This is a genomic window from Paenibacillus tritici (assembly GCF_013204885.1).
GTDB classification, from domain to species: Bacteria; Bacillota; Bacilli; order Paenibacillales; family Paenibacillaceae; genus Paenibacillus_AQ; species Paenibacillus_AQ tritici.
In genome coordinates this window covers 251,211-269,868 of the sequence record NZ_JABMKX010000006.1, presented here as the reverse complement: position 1 = coordinate 269,868, position 18,658 = coordinate 251,211, and the positions used below count along the sequence as shown (strand labels likewise).

Genomic DNA, 18,658 nt, shown 5'->3' with positions numbered 1-18,658 from the left:
ATTCCTGCCGCACGGATATAAATCACTGAGTTTGCCCTGAAATCAAGGCAAATAACGCATAAAAGCTTGCGGACACGCACCCGAAGGTGCTGATTCCGCAAGCTTTTATATGATCGCTATAGAATTAAGCCCTGCTTACTTACCGGTATGACCGAAACCGCCGGCACCGCGCTCCGTTTCAGAGAGCACAGCGACCTCCTCCAGCGTTACAGACGGCACAACCTGGAATACCATCTGGGCAATCCGCTCATTGCGGGCAATCGCAAACGGTTCCTGTCCCAGGTTAATCAGCAGCACCTTAATCTCACCCCGGTAATCCGCATCAATGGTCCCCGGTGTGTTCAGGCATGTGATGCCGTGCTTCAGCGCCAGCCCGCTGCGCGGGCGGATCTGGGCCTCCAGCCCGTCCGGCATCGCCAGTGATATTCCTGTGGGGATCAGCTTCCGCTCGCCCGGAGCAAGCACCACAGCCTCTCCTACAGCGGCATACAGATCATATCCCGAGGCCTGCTCGGACATTTTACGGGGCAGCAGTACATCCTCATTGCCCGGCAGCTTGTTAATTTGCACGTAATGCGACAAGATCATCTCTCCTAACATTGGCTATCGCTTTATCTGTTGTGCCTACCATCGCCAGAGACAACGGCTGCGCAAACATAAAGTCCAGCAGCGTGTCCACATCCTCCATGGTCACGCCCTCAATTTTGGCTATCATCTCATCCAGCGTATCCTGCCTTCCGAGCATCAGTTCATTTTTGCCCATCCGGTTCATCCGGCTGCCTGTGCTCTCCAGACTGAGAATCAGGCTGCCTTTGAGCTGCTCCTTGCCTTTACGCAGTTCATCTTCGCTAAGGCCGTTAACAGCAAGATCATGCAGCATCTCTTTGATCAGCTCTGTAACTTCCTTGGTCTGCTTCGGCGCTGTACCGGCATACACCGTGAACAAACCGCTATCCGCCTGGGCGCTATGGTAGGAGAATACGGAATACGCCAACCCGCGTTTCTCGCGGATCTCCTGGAACAGCCGTGAACTCATGCCGCCGCCGAACGCATTATTTAGTAGCGCCATAGGATACTGCAGCGGACCGCCGCTTTGGACCCCCGGCAAGGAGATGCAGATATGATTCTGCTCTGTTTTCTTCTTGTGGAAGACCAGCTCCCCCTGATAATCCGGTTCGGTCAGCGAAGGCGATTCCCCGTGATTCTTAAAGGAACCGAAATGCTGCTCGAGCAGTTGGATCAGCCCGTCATTGATATTACCGGCTACGCTGATTACTGTGTTCTCAATGGTGTACTGCTCCTTCATATACGCACGCAGGTCGTCAGGCGTCATCTCCAGCAGACGTTCCTTGAGTCCCAGAATGGTGTAGGCCAGCGGGTGTTCGCCGTAAGCGGCGGCACACATCAGCTCATGGACCAGATCATCCGGCGTATCCTCGCACATGGCGATTTCCTCTAAAATGACATTTTTCTCCTTGGCCAGCTCTTCGGCATCCATCCGTGAACGGAAGAACATATCCGCCAGCACATCCACGGCAATCGGCAGATGCTCATCCAGCACTTTGGCATAGAAACATGTATATTCCTTCGAGGTAAACGCATTGACGTTGCCGCCAATCGCATCAAACTGTTCGGCAATATCCTTCGCACTGTACCGGTCAGTCCCCTTGAAGAGCATATGCTCAATGAAATGGGAAATCCCGTTGTTCAGCGGATTCTCATTGCGGGAGCCCGTCTTGACCCAGATTCCGAAAGATACGGACCGGCCGGTCGGGATCTTCTCGGTAACCACGCGGAGTCCGTTCGATAATAATATTTTGTCCAATGTAAAATCCTCCTGGTACAGCCCTGTATCTGTCTGTATTTATTATTCGCGCCTCTTATCCTATCAGAAATAGTCCGTTCACTCAACTTCGGGAGCAGCGATACGCTCCGGGGAGAGCGTCTGACTGACAGTTCCGAGCTGCAGCCCCTTGGCTCTGATGCCCCGGATCATCCCTCTCAGCGCTTTGGAGGAGGACGCAGTAGGATGCATTAGCACCAAGGTACCCGGCTCCGCTTTGCTGCTGATCTTGGCAATAATGGATTCCGGGGACGGATGCCGCCAATCCACCGTATCCAGTGTCCAGAGCACCGTCTTCAGTCCCAGCGAAGCGGCAATCTCCACCGTCTGCTGATTAAAGTCCCCTGATGGCGGAGCGAACCAGATATTCGTCACTCCCAGGCTCTCTTTCAGCAGCTTCTGCGTCTTCTCGATTTCGGCAGTGGCACGCGCGCGGCTGAGTGCACTCATCTTAGGATGGGTATACGCATGATTCTCCACCTCATGCCCGCGCTTCAGCATTTCGGCGGCAAGCTCCTTGTTATGGCTGAGCCAGCTTCCGTCCAGAAAAAAAGTCACCTTGACCTTCTCCGCATCGAGAATATCCAGCATGGGCCCGATATACTCATTCCCCCAAGCCACATTAATCATCAGCGACACCATGGGCTTCGCCGGATTCCCTCGGTAGATCGGCTGTGCTCCCAGATCATTCAGCGATATCTTAGGCTTGATCTGACGGTACATCAGCTTGAGGTTCTCTGTGGGCCCCCGCAAAAGCGCGTTCCGGTAGGTGGCCTCCACATCCACTTCAAGACCGTTATAGCCGGGTATGGCTTTCCATACCCGGTCCACCACAGCATCTACCGGCGCTGCATTCAGCTCCTTGGCCCGGCGGGTAATCTGCGCACGCAGTTCATCTTCACTCTGCGCTGTAGCATAACTCATCACGGCAACATCCGCCGGCGGCTTAAGCCCGGCAATCATCTCTTTCACGGGTCCGTTCGTACTGCCAATTCCGATAACTACTGCGATGCAAGCCAGCACTAACGCCGCCTTGTCCGTCTTCATAACGTCTTACCTCCCCGGCAGAAACGGTCTGATCCGTCCCGCACAAGGGTTAAAGAGTGCCGGGACGCTTTGTCCCAGCCTATGCATGAATCAAGCAAATTATGCATAATGCATCAATGGCTGCTTAGCTCCATGGGCTGAATCCATCACTCCCGGTTGCCAAAAAAAAGAGCCAGAACGGTACTGCTTCTGTCTCTTCTTCATACATTCAGTTGAATACCGGTGAAGCTGTGAAAGTATTGCTTACGCCTTCGCTCCGCTTTCCGAAGTCAGAACCGCTTTGCGCGACAGGTTGACGCGGCCCTGCTGGTCGATCTCCGTTACCTTGACGGTAATGGTATCACCGATAGCCACGACATCCTCCACCTTAGCCACACGATCGGTGGACAGCTGGGAGATATGCACAAGGCCGTCTTTACCAGGAATCAGTTCAACAAACGCGCCGAACTTCTCAATACGTCTAACCGTACCCACATATATTTCGCCGACCTGCACTTCACGCACAATGCCTTCGATAATGCCGCGGGCCTTCTGAATCATCTCTTCGTTGGAGGAACCGATAAATACGCGTCCATCTTGTTCGATGTCGATCTTTACGCCGGTTTCTTCAATGATTTTGTTGATGATCTTACCGCCTGCACCGATAACATCACGGATTTTGTCCGGATTGATGTTAATGATGATGATTTTTGGAGCATATTTGGACAGGCTTGGTCTTGGTGCAGCAATGGCTTCATTCATTTTGCCCAGGATGAACATACGTCCTTCTTTGGCCTGCTGAAGTGCCTCATGCAGAATCTTGCGGTCGATGCCGTCGATCTTGATATCCATCTGAATCGCCGTAACGCCTTCTGCTGTGCCCGCTACCTTGAAGTCCATATCACCGAGGTGATCTTCCATGCCTTGAATATCGGTCAGGATGGAGACATGCTCTCCGTCTTTGATCAGACCCATCGCTACACCGGCAACAGGCGCCTTAATAGGTACCCCTGCATCCATCATGGCCAGGATACTGGCACAGATGCTAGCCTGGGAAGTGGAACCATTGGATTCAATGGCTTCGGATACCAGACGGATAGTGTACGGGAATTCAGTTTCGCTTGGAATGACCTTGGACAATGCGCGTTCTCCCAGTGCTCCGTGGCCGATCTCGCGGCGTCCCGGTGCTCTCAGCGGACGGGCTTCCCCTACGCTGAACGGAGGGAAGTTGTAGTGATGCATGAAGCGTTTGGTTTCTGCCGGATCAATGCCGTCCAGAATCTGCACATCTCCAAGTGCGCCCAGTGTACATACGCTTAGAATCTGTGTCTGACCGCGTGTGAACAGACCGGAACCGTGTGTGCGCGGCAGCAGCGCTGTATCGCATTCAATCGGACGGATCTCATCCAGCTTACGGCCGTCAGGACGAACCTTGTCATGGGTGATCAGACGTCTAACTTCATCCTTCACGATATCATGCAGGACTTCCTTAACATCCTTAAGCAGTTCTGGTGACTCTATGTATTTCTCCGCGAAATACTCCACCGTTTCGTTGTTGATCAGATCGATAGCATCCTGACGGGCATGCTTCTCGGCAATTCTGACCGCTTCGACCAGACGGCTCTCTGCAAAAGCACGAACCTCTGTATTTACATCAGCATTCACTGCATGAAGCTTCACGGCCATTTTTTCTTTGCCGGCAACAGCTACGAGCTGCTCAATCACAGCTACAATCTTGCGGACTTCGTCATGACCGAACATGATCGCTTCCAGCATAACATCTTCGGTTACTTCATTGGCTTCCGCTTCTACCATCATGATGGCATCCTTAGTACCGGCTACAACCACATAGATATCGCTTACTGCCTGCTGGGCCACATCCGGATTGATCACGAATTCACCGTTAACCCGGCCTACTGCAACGCCGCCGATTGGACCGTTGAACGGCACATCAGAAATACTCAGCGCAGCGGAAGTACCGATCATAGCGGCGATATCAGGCGCACAGTCCTGATCCACACTCATGACCAGATTCAATACCTGAACGTCATTGCGGAACCCCTCAGGGAACAACGGACGAATCGGACGGTCGGTCAGACGGCTGGACAGAATTGCTTTTTCGCTCGGACGTCCTTCACGTTTGATGAATCCGCCGGGGATTTTGCCTACTGCATATAATCTTTCTTCATAGTTCACCGTAAGAGGGAAGAAATCCAGATCTTTAGGTTCACTGGATGCTGTAACCGTACACAATACTGAAGTATCCCCGTAACGCACCATAACGGCTGCATTCGCTTGTTTGGCCAGACGGCCTGTTTCCAGCACAAGGCGTCTTCCGCCCAGCTGCATTTCCACACGTTGTTCCATAAAACCCCTCCTTGAATGGTAATAATACGTTCTGTATGTTCTACAAGCAAAAACGGCTTGTCCTCCGCAGAGGTGATATAGCCGTTTTTGCGAATACTATGGACTTGTCAACTGTAAAAGTTTACCCTAAATTTTCAAAAAGCAACCCGGCTGTCCCGCTGTCGCTCGTAAGAAGGACATACGGTATACAACCAGGCTGCTTTAGGGTTCAGCTTATGGAAAATTAACGACGCAATCCCAGTTTTTCGATCAGGGCGCTGTAACGTCTGATGTCTTTGTTCTTCAAATACGCCAGCAGTTTACGACGTTGTCCAACCATCTTCAGCAGTCCGCGGCGGGAATGATGATCCTTCTTGTGCGTACGCAAGTGGTCAGTCAAATTAACGATGTTCTCCGTAAGGATAGCAACTTGCACCTCAGGGGATCCAGTATCGGATTCGTGAGTTTTGTGCTCGTCGATCAATTGGTGTTTACGTTCTTGAGTCAATGCCATCCTGTTCACCTCCTTCATTATAATCGCCAGTAGCCTCGTCACCGTCGGTGAGAACAAGCAACCAAGCTAAGGTTCTGATGCTGTCAATCCAGCAACGTTAATCAGTATAGCACCTTCAATGGCAAAAGTAAACGGCATGTCCGGGAAAGATTAGGAGTGATATCCCAGAAGACCTTTGGCTGTCTCGGCATCTGCACCGATCTGGGCAATCAAGGCACCAATAGACCCGAACTTGCGCTCAGCGCGGATGTAGGACACCAGTTCTACCTTAAGCTCATGCCCATAGATATCCGCGGCAAAATCAAACAGATGGACTTCAAAGCTGGGCTTGGTTACCCCTTCATGAAACGTAGGCTTCACACCGACATTCATAACCCCGTACAGCACTTCGTCCCTGTAAAAGACCTTCACTGCGTATACGCCTGTGGCCGGAATGACATAGCGGTCTTCGAGCTGCAGGTTCGCCGTCGGAAAGCCGATGGTCCGGCCCCGCTTCTCTCCATGACCCACGATTCCGCGCAGGTGATAACAACGTCCAAACCAGGCATTGGCCTTATCCAGTTCCCCGCTCAGGAGGCTCTTGCGGATGCCGGAGCTGCTGACCTTCTCTCCTTCGAGCAGGAACGGGGAGACCGTCTCCACCTTCATAGCGCCCTGTCCCAGCTCCCGGAGCGTGTTCACATCCCCTTCGCCCTTGTAGCCGAAGCGGAAGTCGAACCCGACAACAGCAGTTACAATCTGCAGCGGCAGCAGCATTACAGAGACAAAGTCCGCCGGGCTCACCCGGGAGAGTTCTTCATTAAAGTCAATTATATATAAAAGCTCGACACCCATCGCGGCAAGCAGTTCCTGCTTATCCCTTGACGGTGTCAAATATCCCTCGTAGTCCCCTTTCCCCATAACATCCTTGGGATGGGGGTAGAAAGTCATCACCGCTGCGGGTACACCTGCCTGGCGGGCAAGAGCTACAGCAGATGTGATGACACTGGCATGTCCGAGGTGCAGTCCATCGAACTGTCCCAGGGCAACTACTTGAGGCTGCGCAACCTGCGCTGCCGTCTCCGGCAGCATCGGATAGCTTAAAGTTAAGGTTCTCACGCTGTTTCTCACCTACATTCGCAAATAAATTAAAGTTCAGGCCTGGGCAAACACCTTGACAGGCGCGATTGCCCCTGTAGCTTCCAGAGCGTAGATACCCAGGAACTCTCCTTGGAGATCATAGAGCCGGAAGTCTCCGCTCTTCTTCACTTCAGGTGCCACAAAACGGATCGACAGACGCTGCCCTTGCAGAGCGGCCTTCTTCTTCTCCTCGGCAACGGTATGCCTGGGCAAATGTGAAATGGCTTCGTCGGCGGCAATCAAATGCTCTTCCAGCGTACCGGCTTCCTTATGTTCAGCAATTTGCTCCAGGGTCAGACAATGAGTGGCCGGGATTCCGGCCGACATGGTCCGCTCCAGCTTCACCATCACGCCGGGAACTCCAAGTTTGCGTCCGATATCCACGCAGAGCGTGCGGATATAAGTACCTTTGGAGCAGAGTACCCGGTATGTGATATCCGGATAATTGCCATTCCAGACCATAGTCTGCATGTCGATCTCATAAATCTCCACTTCACGGCTCTTGCGTTCCACGGTCTTGCCTTCTCGGGCCAGCTCGTATAGACGTTTGCCGTCCACCTTCACTGCGGAATACATCGGAGGAACCTGAGAGATCACACCCTGGAAGGATTCCAGAACTGCCAGTACTTCGGCCTCTGTAACCTGAACCTCCTCGACGGATTCCGTGATCGTTCCGGTCAAATCCTCGGTATCGCTAGCCAGCCCCAGCCGCAGTGTGGCAACATATTCCTTGGGCAGCTCCTGGATGTACTCCACTACCCGAGTAGCCCGGCCCAGACAGAGCGGAAGCACTCCGGTCACCTGTGGATCAAGTGTCCCGGTATGTCCAATCCGCTTCATACCCAGAATCCGCCGCGCTTTGGCCACTACATCATGTGAAGTGAACCCTGCCGGCTTATATACGGCCAGAACTCCTGTAAGTTCACTCATAAATGACGTTTGACCTCCTCAAGCACCTGTGCAACAGCTTCTTCCAGGCTTCCGTTAATCCGGGCACCCGCTGCACGGGTATGACCTCCGCCGCCGAAGGCTTGCGCCAGCGCCGCTACGTCAACTTTACCTGCTGAACGCAGGCTGGCCTTCACCGCATGCTCATCTATAACCTTGAACAGAATGCCTACCTCTACCCCCCGGATATTACGGGGATAATTGACGATCCCTTCAAGATCCTCATTGGCTGCTCCAGAGTCCAGCATATCCTGAGGCGTCACATACACCCAGGCAATATCCCCTTCAGGACTGAGCTGAAGCGTACCAAGTGCCCGGTTCAGCACCTTCACCTGGGGAAGGGTCATCTCTTCAAGCAGGGTCTCTGCCAGATCAGGCCCATTCACACCAAGTGCCAGCAGCTCGGATACCGCTGCCATCACTTTCGGGGAAGTGTTGCTGTAACGGAAACCGCCGGTATCCGTTAACAGCCCGGTATAAATGGCAGTAGCAATATCATTATCCCACTCCACATCAAAGGTCTTCAGCAGATCGAACAGAATCTCCGCTGTCGCTGCTGCATCCGGCTTGATCAGGTTCACCGCGCCGTAACCGTTATTGGTGGGATGATGGTCTATGTTCAAGATCAGTGCATCACTTGTGAAATGCTGCTGCGTTAGCCCCACACGCTGGAAATCCGCGCAGTCCACACAAATTACATGGCTGTACTGGCGGGGCAATTCACCTGCAGACAGATTCACAATTTGATCGGCATGCCATAAATATTCCATCCTCTGCGGAATTTGACCCTCATTCAGCATCAAATATTTCTTGCCCAGACATGAGAGAAGCCAGCCCACCGCAAGGGTGGAGCTGACTGCATCTCCGTCCGGCTGAACATGCGACACTACAAGATAATCGTCGTGTTCCAGCAGAAACTTACGCGTCTGCTGGAGACTTTGTTCATAGCTCTGCATTCGCCGTCTCCTTTATGTTCCGTAGCCTATTCGTTTTTGCCGATTTCGCCGAGCAGCTTCTCAATATGACTTCCGTAAGCAACGGATTCATCAATCTTGAAGATCAGCTCAGGCGTATGGCGCAGGCGGATCGCTTTGCCAAGCTCCGAGCGGAGAAAGCCATTGGCTTTCTCTATCGCTTTGAGCGAGTCAGACTTCTGCTCCTCGTCCCCGAATACACTCAGGTATACCTTGGCCTGTGACAAATCATTCGTCACATCTACGCCAGTTACAGTTACGAACCCGACACGCGGGTCCTTCAGTCCGCTTTGGATGAGCTGGCTCAGTTCTTTCTTAATCTGTTCGCCAACCCGTCCGGCTCTGATTTTAGACATTTAATTTCACCTCTTCGCTTAGCGCTCTACCGTCTCCATGATGAATGCTTCGATAATGTCGCCTTCAACGACATCATTATAGCGTTCCAAAGTTATGCCACATTCATAACCCTGTGCCACTTCTTTAGCATCATCTTTGAAACGTTTCAAGGTGTCGATTTTGCCTGTGAAGACAACAATCCCGCTGCGGATCAGGCGCATTTCAGCATTACGGGCAATTTTGCCGGAAGTTACCATACAACCTGCAATGGTGCCCACTTTGCTGATTTTGAATACATTACGAACTTCGGCATGGCCGATAACGTTCTCTTTATAGATCGGATCAAGCATGCCCTTCATGGCACTTTCAATCTCTTCAATTACATTGTAGATGATGTTGTGCAGACGTACATCCACCTTCTCTTGCTCAGCCGCCGCCTTCGTCTGGGTATCCGGACGAACGTTGAAGCCGATCACGATAGCATTGGATGCTGCAGCCAAGGTAATGTCGGATTCCGTAATCGCCCCGGCACCGCTGTGAAGAATCTTCACGCGTACGCCTTCGACTTCGATCTTGGCCAGGGAGCCTTTCAGCGCCTCTACCGAACCTTGAACGTCAGCCTTGATAATCACGTTGAGATCCTTGATCTCGCCGTCTTTGATGTGCTTGAACAGATCATCCAGCGTAACGCGGGTGTTCGTGTTCAGCTCGGACTGGCGCTGTGTTATAGAACGTCTGTCAGCGATGGACCGTGCTTTGCGCTCATCTTCAAAGGCCATGAACGGATCGCCCGCCTGCGGCACTTCGGTCAAACCGGTAATTTCCACTGGAGTGGAAGGTCCGGCTTCCTTGATTTTGCGTCCCTTGTCATTAACCATGGCACGTACGCGGCCGAAGCAGTTACCCGCTACAAATGCGTCTCCGACCTTCAGCGTACCGTTCTGCACGAGGATACGGGCAACCGGTCCACGGTTCTTGTCAAGCTCAGCTTCTATAACAGTACCGCGTGCCCGTTTGTCCGGGTTCGCCTTGTACTCATTCACTTCAGCAACGAGCAGAATCATTTCCAGCAGCTCTTCCAGATTAATGCGCTGTTTGGCTGACAGGTTGACGAAGATCGTATCGCCGCCCCACTCTTCCGGAACCAGCTCATAGCTTGTAAGCTCCTGCTTCACCTTGTCAGGATCTGCGCCCGGCTTGTCGATCTTGTTAACCGCAACAATGATCGGAAGTCCGGCTGCCTTGGCATGGTTGATCGCTTCTACCGTCTGAGGCATAACGCCGTCATCGGCAGCAACGACGATAATCGTCATATCTGTTACCTGGGCGCCGCGGGCACGCATAGCGGTGAACGCTTCATGGCCCGGTGTATCCAGGAACGTAATTTTCTTGTGGTTGATTTCGACTTGGTACGCACCGATGTGCTGCGTAATTCCGCCGGCTTCGCCGCCGCTCACATTCGTTGAACGGATGGCATCGAGCAAGGTTGTTTTACCATGGTCAACGTGCCCCATGATCGTAACAACCGGTGGACGGGTCATCAATTCCTCTTCAGAATCGTTTTCTTCCACCGTCTCGAAGCTGTCTTCATCTACCGGAATCTTCACTTCTACTTCAACACCGAACTCACCGGCCAGCAGCAGGATGGTGTCGATGTCAAGCTCCTGATTGATGGTCGCCATAACTCCCATCGAGATCAGCTTCTTGATCACTTCGGAAGCATCCTTGTGAAGCAGCTTCGCTGTCTCACCGACAGTCATGCTGCCACGGACGATGATCTTCTTAGGTGTGTTGTCAATCTTCTCCCGGTACACGGTCGGCTGGTTTCTGCGGTTATTCTTGCCTCCACGGCCGCGGTAGTTACCGCCCTTGCCGTCATCAAAACGCTTCTGGCCGCCGCCACTGCCCGGTCTGCCGCCAGTGGTATTCTTCTTCGGGCCTCTGTCGTCGCCGCGGGAGAATCCTCCGCCTGCATTGCCTTGACCCTGCGGACGGTCACCCGTACGCGGTGCGCCGCCTTGTCCTTGCGGACGGCTGCTGCTAGGAGTGCTGCTCTGCGGACGGCTGCCGCCTGTGGAGCTGCCTTGTGGACGGCTGCCGCCTGTGGAGCTGCCCTGCGGACGGCTGCCGCCTGTGGAGCTGCCTTGTGGACGGCTGCCACCTGTGGAGCTGCCTTGTGGACGGCTGCCGCCTGTGGAGTTGCCTTGCGGACGGCTGCCGCCTGTGGAGCTGCCTTGTGGACGGCTGCCGCCAGTGGAGCTGCCCTGCGGACGGCTACTGCTAGTGGAGCTGCCCTGCGGGCGTGAATTCTGAGTGGTGCCTGATGTTTGTGCTCTGCGGGAATCTTGTCCGCTTTGGGGCCTTGGGGACGTCGTCGATTGGTTGTTGTTTTGGTTACTGTTCATACCTACCTGCTTTTCCGAATGAATTTTGTTGGTGTTCTGAGCACTCTGGGATTCGGCACTTACCGCACCGGCAGTAACTGCCGGACGGCTGCTGGAGCCGGTGTCCCGTTTGGCTGCAGCGTTTGACTTGATATCCTTGAAGAATTGTTCAACTTTGTGCACAGAGCCATTCTCCATGACACTCATATGATTATTCACAGGGACATTCAAACGCTTCAGAATCGTAATAATTTCTTTACTGCTCATGTTCAGCGACTTCGCATATTCATATACGCGCAGTTTTTCCTTATTGTCTTCTTTAGTCAATAACTCCACCTCCGACAGTATCTCCCAGCGTTCTGGAGATCATTTCCGCGAATCCTTTATCCGTAACGGCCAGCACCACGCGCTGGTCTTTACCAATACTTGCACCGAGTTCATCCCGGTGAAATGCGATTACTAGTGGAATATCGTAGGTCCCGCATTTATCACGGAACTTCTTTTGGGTATTATCTGAAGCGTCACCTGCCAGGACGACCAGCTTCGCCTCTGAAGACCGCACTGCCTTAAGCACGGCCTCATCGCCGGTGACAATCTTGCCTGCTCTCATCGCAAGCCCTAAATAAGAAAGTGTCTTACTCATTGTCCTCACTATCCTTCGCTGCCAAAAACTGCTCCTCCACGGATGCAAAATCCCGGGCAAGCTGGGCATAGATTTCAGGACTCACCTGACATTTCAATGCGCGGTCAAGTGCTTTGGTCTTTTGTGCTAACTTAAAGTATTCCAGTTTGCCGCAGATATAAGCGCCACGGCCCGACTTCTTGCCTGTCAGGTCGATCAGCACCTCGCCTTCAGGCGTTCTCACCACGCGAATCAGCTCTTTCTTGGGCATCATCTCTTGGCTGGCAACGCATTTACGCAGCGGCACCTTTCTTTGCTTCATAAGTAGCGCCTCCCGTCAGTCAGCATTCATTAATCGATGGAGACGGAATCCTGATGCATTTCATCATTGGACGTTCTGGGTCTGCCGTATTCCTGCTCCGCCTGAGTCTCGCTCTTGATATCGATCTTCCAGCCGGTCAGCTTGGCGGCAAGACGGGCGTTCTGTCCCTTGATGCCGATCGCGAGCGACAGCTGATAATCAGGAACGATCACGCGGGCCATTTTCTCCGCTTCAAAGACTTGAACCTCAAGTACCTTGGACGGGCTGAGCGCGTTAGCCACATACTCCTGGACCAGCTCGGAATATCTTACGATATCAATCTTCTCGCCGCGAAGCTCGGTTACGATGGTCTGTACTCGTGTGCCTCTTGGGCCTACGCATGAGCCCACCGGGTCCACTTCGGGATTACGCGAGAATACGGCGATCTTGGAACGGAAGCCGGCTTCGCGGGCAACGGAACGAATCTCCACTACCCCGTCAAAAATCTCCGGAACTTCCAGCTCGAACAGACGCTTCAAGAGACCCGGATGACTGCGGGACAGCATAATCTGCGGCCCTTTAGTCGTATTCTCCACCTTGGTGATATAAGCCTTGATACGCTCGCTCTGCTTGAACTTCTCTCCAGGCATAAGCTCGCTTAGCGGAAGAACCGCCTCGATCTTGCCAAGATCCACATAGATGTTACGCATATCCTGGCGCTGTACAAGGCCGGTAACAATATCATCTTCCTTGTCGATAAAAGCGTTGTAGATCAGGCCGCGTTCCGCTTCGCGGATACGCTGGGTGACCACCTGCTTCGCAGTCTGGGCGGCAATACGGCCGAAATCACGCGGCGTGACCTCTTGCTCGGCGATATCCTCCAGCTGGAAATGCGGGTTGATCTCCCGGGCAGCCAGGAGTGAGATCTCTGTCCGTGCGTCCAGTACCTCCTCCACAATCAGCTTGCGGGCAAATACCTTGATCACGCCTGTGTTGCGGTTCATGTCCACACGCACATTCTGCGCCGCATTGAAATTGCGTTTATAGCTGGAGATCAGCGCCGCTTCGATGGCTTCGAACAGCACATCCTTGCTGATGCCTTTCTCCCTTTCCAGTTCATTCATAGCTTCAATAAACTCCATACTCATGAAATTCCGGTCCCCCTTTCAAGACGTTAAAAAATAATGGCCAATCTCGCACTGGCGACCTTGGCGTACGGTACAGCATGTTGTTTTTTGCCCGCGGAGATGAGCAGTTCCTCGTTCTCGAACGAGAGCAAACGACCTTCGAATTCTTTGAGTCCTTGAATCGGTTCATATACGGTTACATATACGTCCTTGCCTACCGCCTTGGCCACATCCGCAGCTTTCTTGAGCGGACGCTCCGCTCCCGGCGAGGAGACTTCAAGGAAATAAGCTTCGGCGAACGGATCGTTCTCATCCAGCTTCTGGCTGATATATTCGCTGATGGTTCCGCAGTCATCAATATCAATGCCGCCCTCTTTATCTACGAATACGCGCAGAAACCAGTTGGAGCCTTCCTTCACGTATTCAACGTCCACCAGTTCGAAACCATTGTCCTCCAGATAGGACCCGAGCAGCTGCTCTACCGTTTGTTTAATTTTGGATTTAGGTGTGCTCAAAAGAAGATTACCTCCACGAACTTGTCTTTTGCTATATACCAAAGATAAAGAGTGGGTTTCCCCACTCTTTACACAACGGACTTATCTCATTATTACCAAAAAAATTATACCATAGTGAGCCTGCACTGACAAGTACCAGCCCTTGACTCCCTTATTTCGGAGGGTGTCAGGTTAGAACAATGAAAGCTGATTGCTCTCCGGAAGTCCGCGGAAACAGCCCATTCCGTTAAGCAGCTCAATCACCGTTTTACTGGCCTTGGATTTCTGCTGGAAATCCTCAATGGAGAGGAATTCCCCCGCGTCCTTGGCAGCGGCGATATGAATGGCGGCATTGTCCCCGATTCCGGCGAGTGAGGAGAACGGCGGAATCAGGCTGGTGCCGTCCACCGTAAATTTGGTGGCATCCGAACGGTACAAATCAATGTTCTTGAAGGTGAAGCCGCGTGCTGTCATCTCCAGGGCCATCTCCAGTACCGGAAGCATCGCTTTTTCCTTCGGCAAGGCCTGGAAGCCCTTTTGCTCGATCTCTACGATCTGGCGTGCGATGGCTTCATAGCCCTTGCAGCACAGCTCGATATCGAAATCTGCGGCACGGACCGAGAAATAAGTCGCATAATATTCTATCGGATGATACAGCTTGAAGAAGGCTGTGCGCACCGCTGAAATGACATAGGCTGCGGCATGGGCCTTCGGGAACATGTACTGGATTTTGAGACAGGAATCAATATACCACTGCGGCACCTTGCAGTTCTTCATCTCTTCAATCCATTCCGGCGGCAGCCCCTTCCCTTTACGCACACTTTCCGTAATTTTGAAGGCCAGACTGGCATCCATCCCCGCCTTATAGATCAGGTAGAGCATGATATCATCACGACAGCCGATCACCGTCTTGATGTTGCAGGTATTGTTCTTGATCAGCTCCTGGGCGTTCCCCAGCCACACGCCAGTACCGTGGGAGAGGCCGGAAATCTGCAGCAGGTCGGCGAAGCTGGAAGGCTTCGCTTCCACAAGCATCTGGCGCACAAACTTCGTTCCCATTTCCGGCACTCCATAAGTTGCTACGGGTGTACGGATCTGATCCGGCCTTACCCCAAGCGCATCCGTAGAGTTGAACATGCTCATCACTTTGGGATCATTCATCGGAATGGTCGTCGGGTCCACACCGGTCAGATCCTGCAGCATCCGCATCATGGTCGGATCATCGTGCCCGAGAATATCAAGCTTAAGCAGGTTGGCATCGAAGGCGTGATAGTCAAAATGGGTCGTTTTCCATTCCGCTGTAACATCATCCGCCGGGAACTGCACCGGAGTAATATCTTCAATCTCCATATAATCGGGCAAGACGACGATACCGCCGGGATGCTGGCCGGTACTGCGCTTCACGCCGGTGCATCCGGCAGCCAGACGCCCAACCTCGGCTCCACGCCAGCGCTTCTGGTGATGCTCCTCATATTTCTTCGTGAACCCAAAGGCGGTCTTCTCCGCTACCGTACCGATCGTTCCGGCACGGAATACGTTGTCCGGCCCGAACATGGTTTTGGTAAAGTTGTGGGCGTTCGGCTGATACTCCCCGGAGAAGTTAAGATCGATATCGGGAACCTTGTCCCCTTTGAAGCCCAGGAAGGTCTCAAACGGAATATCCTGGCCTTCTCCCTTAAGCCGTCCGCCGCAGTCCGGGCAGTCCTTATCCGGCAGGTCGAAGCCGCTCGGCACACTGCCGTCGAGGAACCATTCACTGTGCCGGCATTCCGAATTGGTACAAATATAGTGAGCTGGAAGCGGATTAACCTCCGAGATCCCGAGGAACGTAGCAACCACCGACGAGCCTACCGATCCACGCGAGCCTACCAGATACCCGTCCTGGTTCGACTTTTTAACAAGCCGTTCCGAGATCAGATAGTTGGCAGAGAACCCGTATTTAATAATCGGGGCCAGCTCCTTCTCCAGACGGGCAACCACAACCTCCGGCAATTCCTCACCATAGATTGATTTGGCTGTATCATAGCAGGTATTGCGGATCTCATCATCCGCCCCTTCAATAATCGGGGTGAACAGGTCGCTGGGAAACAGATCATATTCCTCGAATCGTTCTGCCAGCTCCACGGTATTCGTTACAACGACCTCCATGGCCTTCTCCGCACCCAGGAATTCGAATTCGGCCAGCATCTCATCGGTCGTACGGAAGTGGGCATCCGGCTTATTCTGGTCCTTCAGCGGGCTGAAGCCGGTAATTCCGTGAATCGTAATATCGCGGAACAGCTTGTCGCGCGGCTCCAGATAATGCACATTGCCGGTAGCTATAACCGGTTTGTTCATCTGTTCGCCGATTTCACAAATCTTGCGGACCACACCGCGCAGATCTTCGGGGCTGGCTACGAATCCTTTGTCCACCAGGTGCATGTACATAGTCAACGGCTGGATTTCCAATACATCATAGAACTGGGCAACCTCAATCGCCTCTTCCACGGTTTTGTTCAGCACAGCTTCAAAGAACTCGCCGCGCTCACAGCCGGAAATCACGATCAGGCCGTCCCGGTGCTCTTCAAGCTTCGATTTGGGGATGCAGGGCACCCGCTTGTAGTACTCCGTATGGGATAATGAGATCAGCTTGTAGAGATTTTTTTTGCCGACCGGGTTCAGCGCATAGATGCCGCAGTGAAACGGCCGCACATTCGACAGGTCATTGCCTACATAGTCATTCAGCCGGTCAAGACGGGTCATGCCCTTCATCTTCTCCGCATCTGCCAACAATCCGTTCAGAATCCCGCCCAGCGCAATCGTATCATCAATCGCCCGGTGATGGCTCTCCAGCAGCACCTTATATTTGTCAGCCAGCGTATTGAGCCGGTGGTTCTTCATGGTCGGGAAGAGCAGGCGCGCCAGCTCCAGCGTATCCAGTGACGGATTCGGCAGCTCCGGCTGGCCCAGCTTCTTCAGGGAAGCCTGAATGAAGCCCATATCGAACCGTGCATTGTGCGCTACCAGAATGCTGTCACCCACGAACTCTACAAACCCCTTCAGCACAGGCTCAAGATCCGGCGCATCCTTGACCATTTCATCCGTAATATTGGTCAGCTGCTGGATGTGATATGGAATTTTCTCATGCGGATTCACGAAGGTCGAGTAGCGGTCCAGCTCTTTGCCTTCGCACATTTTGATCGCTGCAAGCTCGGTGATGTTATTGCGTGTGATCGACAGCCCCGTGGTCTCGATGTCAAAGACAACATAGGTAGCTGTCTTAAGATCCAGCGGCTGCGCATTCTCCACGATGTTAACCGCGTCATTTACAACGTTGGCCTCCACACCGTAGAGCATTTTGAGCTTATGCTTATGGGCGGCATGGTTCGCATCCGGGTAGCTCTGCACATTCCCGTGATCGGTCACGGCAAGCGCCGGATGGCCCCATTTCGCTGCGGTTTTGACATAGGTATCTATAGGCGTTACCGCATCCATCGTACTCATTGTTGTATGGAGGTGGAATTCCACCCGCTTCTGCTTCGCATTGTCCTTACGGGCAGGCGGTGCAGACACTTCGGTCAGATCGGAAGGAATCATGACCAGCTCAGGAATCTGCATGAACCGGTCGTATTCCACTTTACCGCGGGCCCGCACCCATTTGCCGTTAGCCAGCTGGCCCATAATTTTCAAATCTTCCTTGGTCTTAGCGAACATCTTCAGCTGCAGTGAATCCGTAAAGTCGGTAATGCAGAAGGTGAACAGCGTATTTCCGTTGCGCAGCTCCTTGCTGTCCAGCCCGAAGATGGTCCCTTGGATCGTGATCTTCTTCTCCTCATCCTGAATCTCCAGAATAGGTACAGCCTGTTCCTTAATGTCATTCCCGATCTGAAGCTTAATCACCTCATTCGGATCCCCCGCCTCTTCAGGCTCGTCCGGCTCGCTGGCCATCATCATCATTTCTACCAGCTCACGCTGCTCCTGCTGAAGCTTCTGCTGGAATTCCTCATAGGCGTCTGCCTTGCTCTTGCTCTCATCCTCGGTAAGCTGCAGCTTCACCTTCAGGGTGAGACCGAAATATTTATCATAATATTTAATAATGGCGGCTTCGATCCCTTTTTTGCGGGCCAGCTCGAGCGACATTGAATCGTTCAGGCTAAGGATAAGCGTACCTTCCTGCAGATCCTGACTGGAGCGCGTCAGCCACCCGTTAACCGATGGAATCTCACGCTGGACCCACTCCAGGAACATTCCCCAGTACTCCTGTACAATATCTGCTCTGTTGATGGTGTCACCATATAGGAATAAGAAGCTGACCTTGGCGATATGCTGCAGCTTCTCACGCATTCTAAGCACGAAGGCCCGGTAGGTCTGGGCCGGAATCAGGCTGTCTTTCGCAATCACAATATGCCAGTCACGGTTGCCGCGGCTGATCTCCACACGTTCAATCTGTCCGTCCAAAAAATAGGGATCGATCATGGCAGGCGGAATCTCCCCCTGCTTCATCAACAGCTCAAACCTCTTTCTTCTCTCCATGTTCTGCTCCATGCTCTCCCCACCTAACTCAGCAATAATTGGGTTATATCTTTAGAAAAAGCCTCCGGCTCAAAAAGCATTGGGTACTTGCGGCCCGCCGACTCCTCTCGCC

15 protein-coding genes are annotated in these 18,658 nt (G+C 52.9%); all 15 read right to left on the bottom strand.

The features are described from left to right. Nucleotides 1–135: 135 nt before the first annotated feature. The 15 genes from dut to HQN87_RS12815 all read right to left on the bottom strand — a co-directional run bounded on the left by dut (nt 136) and on the right by HQN87_RS12815 (nt 18,558). Nucleotides 136–582, bottom strand: a complete 447-nt coding sequence (gene dut, locus HQN87_RS12885; protein WP_173133345.1) for a dUTP diphosphatase — start codon at nt 580–582, stop codon at nt 136–138. Next, nucleotides 560–1,825 (bottom strand): M16 family metallopeptidase, encoded by a 1,266-nt coding sequence (locus HQN87_RS12880; RefSeq protein ID WP_173133342.1) that lies wholly within the window; start codon nt 1,823–1,825, stop codon nt 560–562. Before HQN87_RS12880 ends, dut begins: the two co-directional genes overlap by 23 nt. Before the next feature lie 78 nt (nt 1,826–1,903). Next, entirely contained in the window at nt 1,904–2,890 is a 987-nt protein-coding gene (locus HQN87_RS12875; protein WP_173133339.1) for a polysaccharide deacetylase family protein, read from the bottom strand. 243 nt (nt 2,891–3,133) lie between these two features. Next, entirely contained in the window at nt 3,134–5,236 is a 2,103-nt protein-coding gene (gene pnp, locus HQN87_RS12870) for a polyribonucleotide nucleotidyltransferase (protein WP_173133336.1), read from the bottom strand. A 223-nt stretch (nt 5,237–5,459) separates the two neighbouring features. Next, complete coding sequence (gene rpsO / locus HQN87_RS12865; RefSeq protein ID WP_019910460.1) at nt 5,460–5,729, bottom strand: 30S ribosomal protein S15; 270 nt, start codon at nt 5,727–5,729, stop codon at nt 5,460–5,462. A 150-nt stretch (nt 5,730–5,879) separates the two neighbouring features. Then, nucleotides 5,880–6,827 carry a bifunctional riboflavin kinase/FAD synthetase gene (locus HQN87_RS12860; protein WP_173133333.1) on the bottom strand — a complete coding sequence of 316 codons (948 nt, stop codon included), beginning with the start codon at nt 6,825–6,827 and terminating at the stop codon, nt 5,880–5,882. 36 nt (nt 6,828–6,863) lie between these two features. Then, nucleotides 6,864–7,778 (bottom strand): tRNA pseudouridine(55) synthase TruB, encoded by a 915-nt coding sequence (gene truB, locus HQN87_RS12855; protein WP_173133330.1) that lies wholly within the window; start codon nt 7,776–7,778, stop codon nt 6,864–6,866. Beyond that, on the bottom strand, nt 7,775–8,752 hold the full coding sequence (locus HQN87_RS12850) for a DHH family phosphoesterase (protein ID WP_173133327.1): 978 nt from the start codon (nt 8,750–8,752) through the stop codon (nt 7,775–7,777). Before HQN87_RS12850 ends, truB begins: the two co-directional genes overlap by 4 nt. Before the next feature lie 26 nt (nt 8,753–8,778). Next, the gene (rbfA, locus tag HQN87_RS12845) at nt 8,779–9,126 is read right to left on the bottom strand and encodes a 30S ribosome-binding factor RbfA (protein WP_173133324.1); all 348 of its coding nucleotides are present in this window, start codon (nt 9,124–9,126) and stop codon (nt 8,779–8,781) included. 18 nt (nt 9,127–9,144) lie between these two features. Further along, a complete protein-coding gene (infB, locus tag HQN87_RS12840) occupies nt 9,145–11,817 on the bottom strand; it encodes a translation initiation factor IF-2 (RefSeq protein ID WP_173133291.1) in 2,673 nt (890 codons plus the stop codon). Next, on the bottom strand, nt 11,810–12,133 hold the full coding sequence (locus tag HQN87_RS12835) for a YlxQ family RNA-binding protein (protein ID WP_036724725.1): 324 nt from the start codon (nt 12,131–12,133) through the stop codon (nt 11,810–11,812). Before HQN87_RS12835 ends, infB begins: the two co-directional genes overlap by 8 nt. Continuing rightward, a complete protein-coding gene (gene rnpM / locus HQN87_RS12830) occupies nt 12,126–12,434 on the bottom strand; it encodes an RNase P modulator RnpM (RefSeq protein ID WP_036692616.1) in 309 nt (102 codons plus the stop codon). The genes HQN87_RS12835 and rnpM overlap by 8 nt, the downstream gene beginning before the upstream one ends. Nucleotides 12,435–12,463: 29 nt before the next feature. Further along, nucleotides 12,464–13,561, bottom strand: a complete 1,098-nt coding sequence (gene nusA / locus HQN87_RS12825) for a transcription termination factor NusA (protein ID WP_173133288.1) — start codon at nt 13,559–13,561, stop codon at nt 12,464–12,466. Between the two features lie 26 nt (nt 13,562–13,587). Beyond that, a complete protein-coding gene (rimP, locus tag HQN87_RS12820) occupies nt 13,588–14,055 on the bottom strand; it encodes a ribosome maturation factor RimP (protein WP_173133286.1) in 468 nt (155 codons plus the stop codon). A gap of 171 nt (nt 14,056–14,226) precedes the next feature. Then, nucleotides 14,227–18,558 (bottom strand): PolC-type DNA polymerase III, encoded by a 4,332-nt coding sequence (locus tag HQN87_RS12815; protein WP_173133283.1) that lies wholly within the window; start codon nt 18,556–18,558, stop codon nt 14,227–14,229. Between the last annotated feature and the right edge of the window lie 100 nt (nt 18,559–18,658).

What these genes read in the sequence shown, in the direction of transcription:
- HQN87_RS12875 (WP_173133339.1), bottom strand. Translation starts at nt 2,890, where the DNA reads ATGAAGACGGACAAGGCGGCGTTAGTGCTGGCTTGCATCGCAGTAGTT.
- pnp (WP_173133336.1), bottom strand. Translation starts at nt 5,236, where the DNA reads ATGGAACAACGTGTGGAAATGCAGCTGGGCGGAAGACGCCTTGTGCTG.
- rpsO (WP_019910460.1), bottom strand. Translation starts at nt 5,729, where the DNA reads ATGGCATTGACTCAAGAACGTAAACACCAATTGATCGACGAGCACAAA.
- truB (WP_173133330.1), bottom strand. Translation starts at nt 7,778, where the DNA reads ATGAGTGAACTTACAGGAGTTCTGGCCGTATATAAGCCGGCAGGGTTC.
- HQN87_RS12850 (WP_173133327.1), bottom strand. Translation starts at nt 8,752, where the DNA reads ATGCAGAGCTATGAACAAAGTCTCCAGCAGACGCGTAAGTTTCTGCTG.
- rbfA (WP_173133324.1), bottom strand. Translation starts at nt 9,126, where the DNA reads ATGTCTAAAATCAGAGCCGGACGGGTTGGCGAACAGATTAAGAAAGAA.
- HQN87_RS12835 (WP_036724725.1), bottom strand. Translation starts at nt 12,133, where the DNA reads ATGAGTAAGACACTTTCTTATTTAGGGCTTGCGATGAGAGCAGGCAAG.
- rnpM (WP_036692616.1), bottom strand. Translation starts at nt 12,434, where the DNA reads ATGAAGCAAAGAAAGGTGCCGCTGCGTAAATGCGTTGCCAGCCAAGAG.
- nusA (WP_173133288.1), bottom strand. Translation starts at nt 13,561, where the DNA reads ATGAGTATGGAGTTTATTGAAGCTATGAATGAACTGGAAAGGGAGAAA.
- HQN87_RS12815 (WP_173133283.1), bottom strand. Translation starts at nt 18,558, where the DNA reads ATGGAGCAGAACATGGAGAGAAGAAAGAGGTTTGAGCTGTTGATGAAG.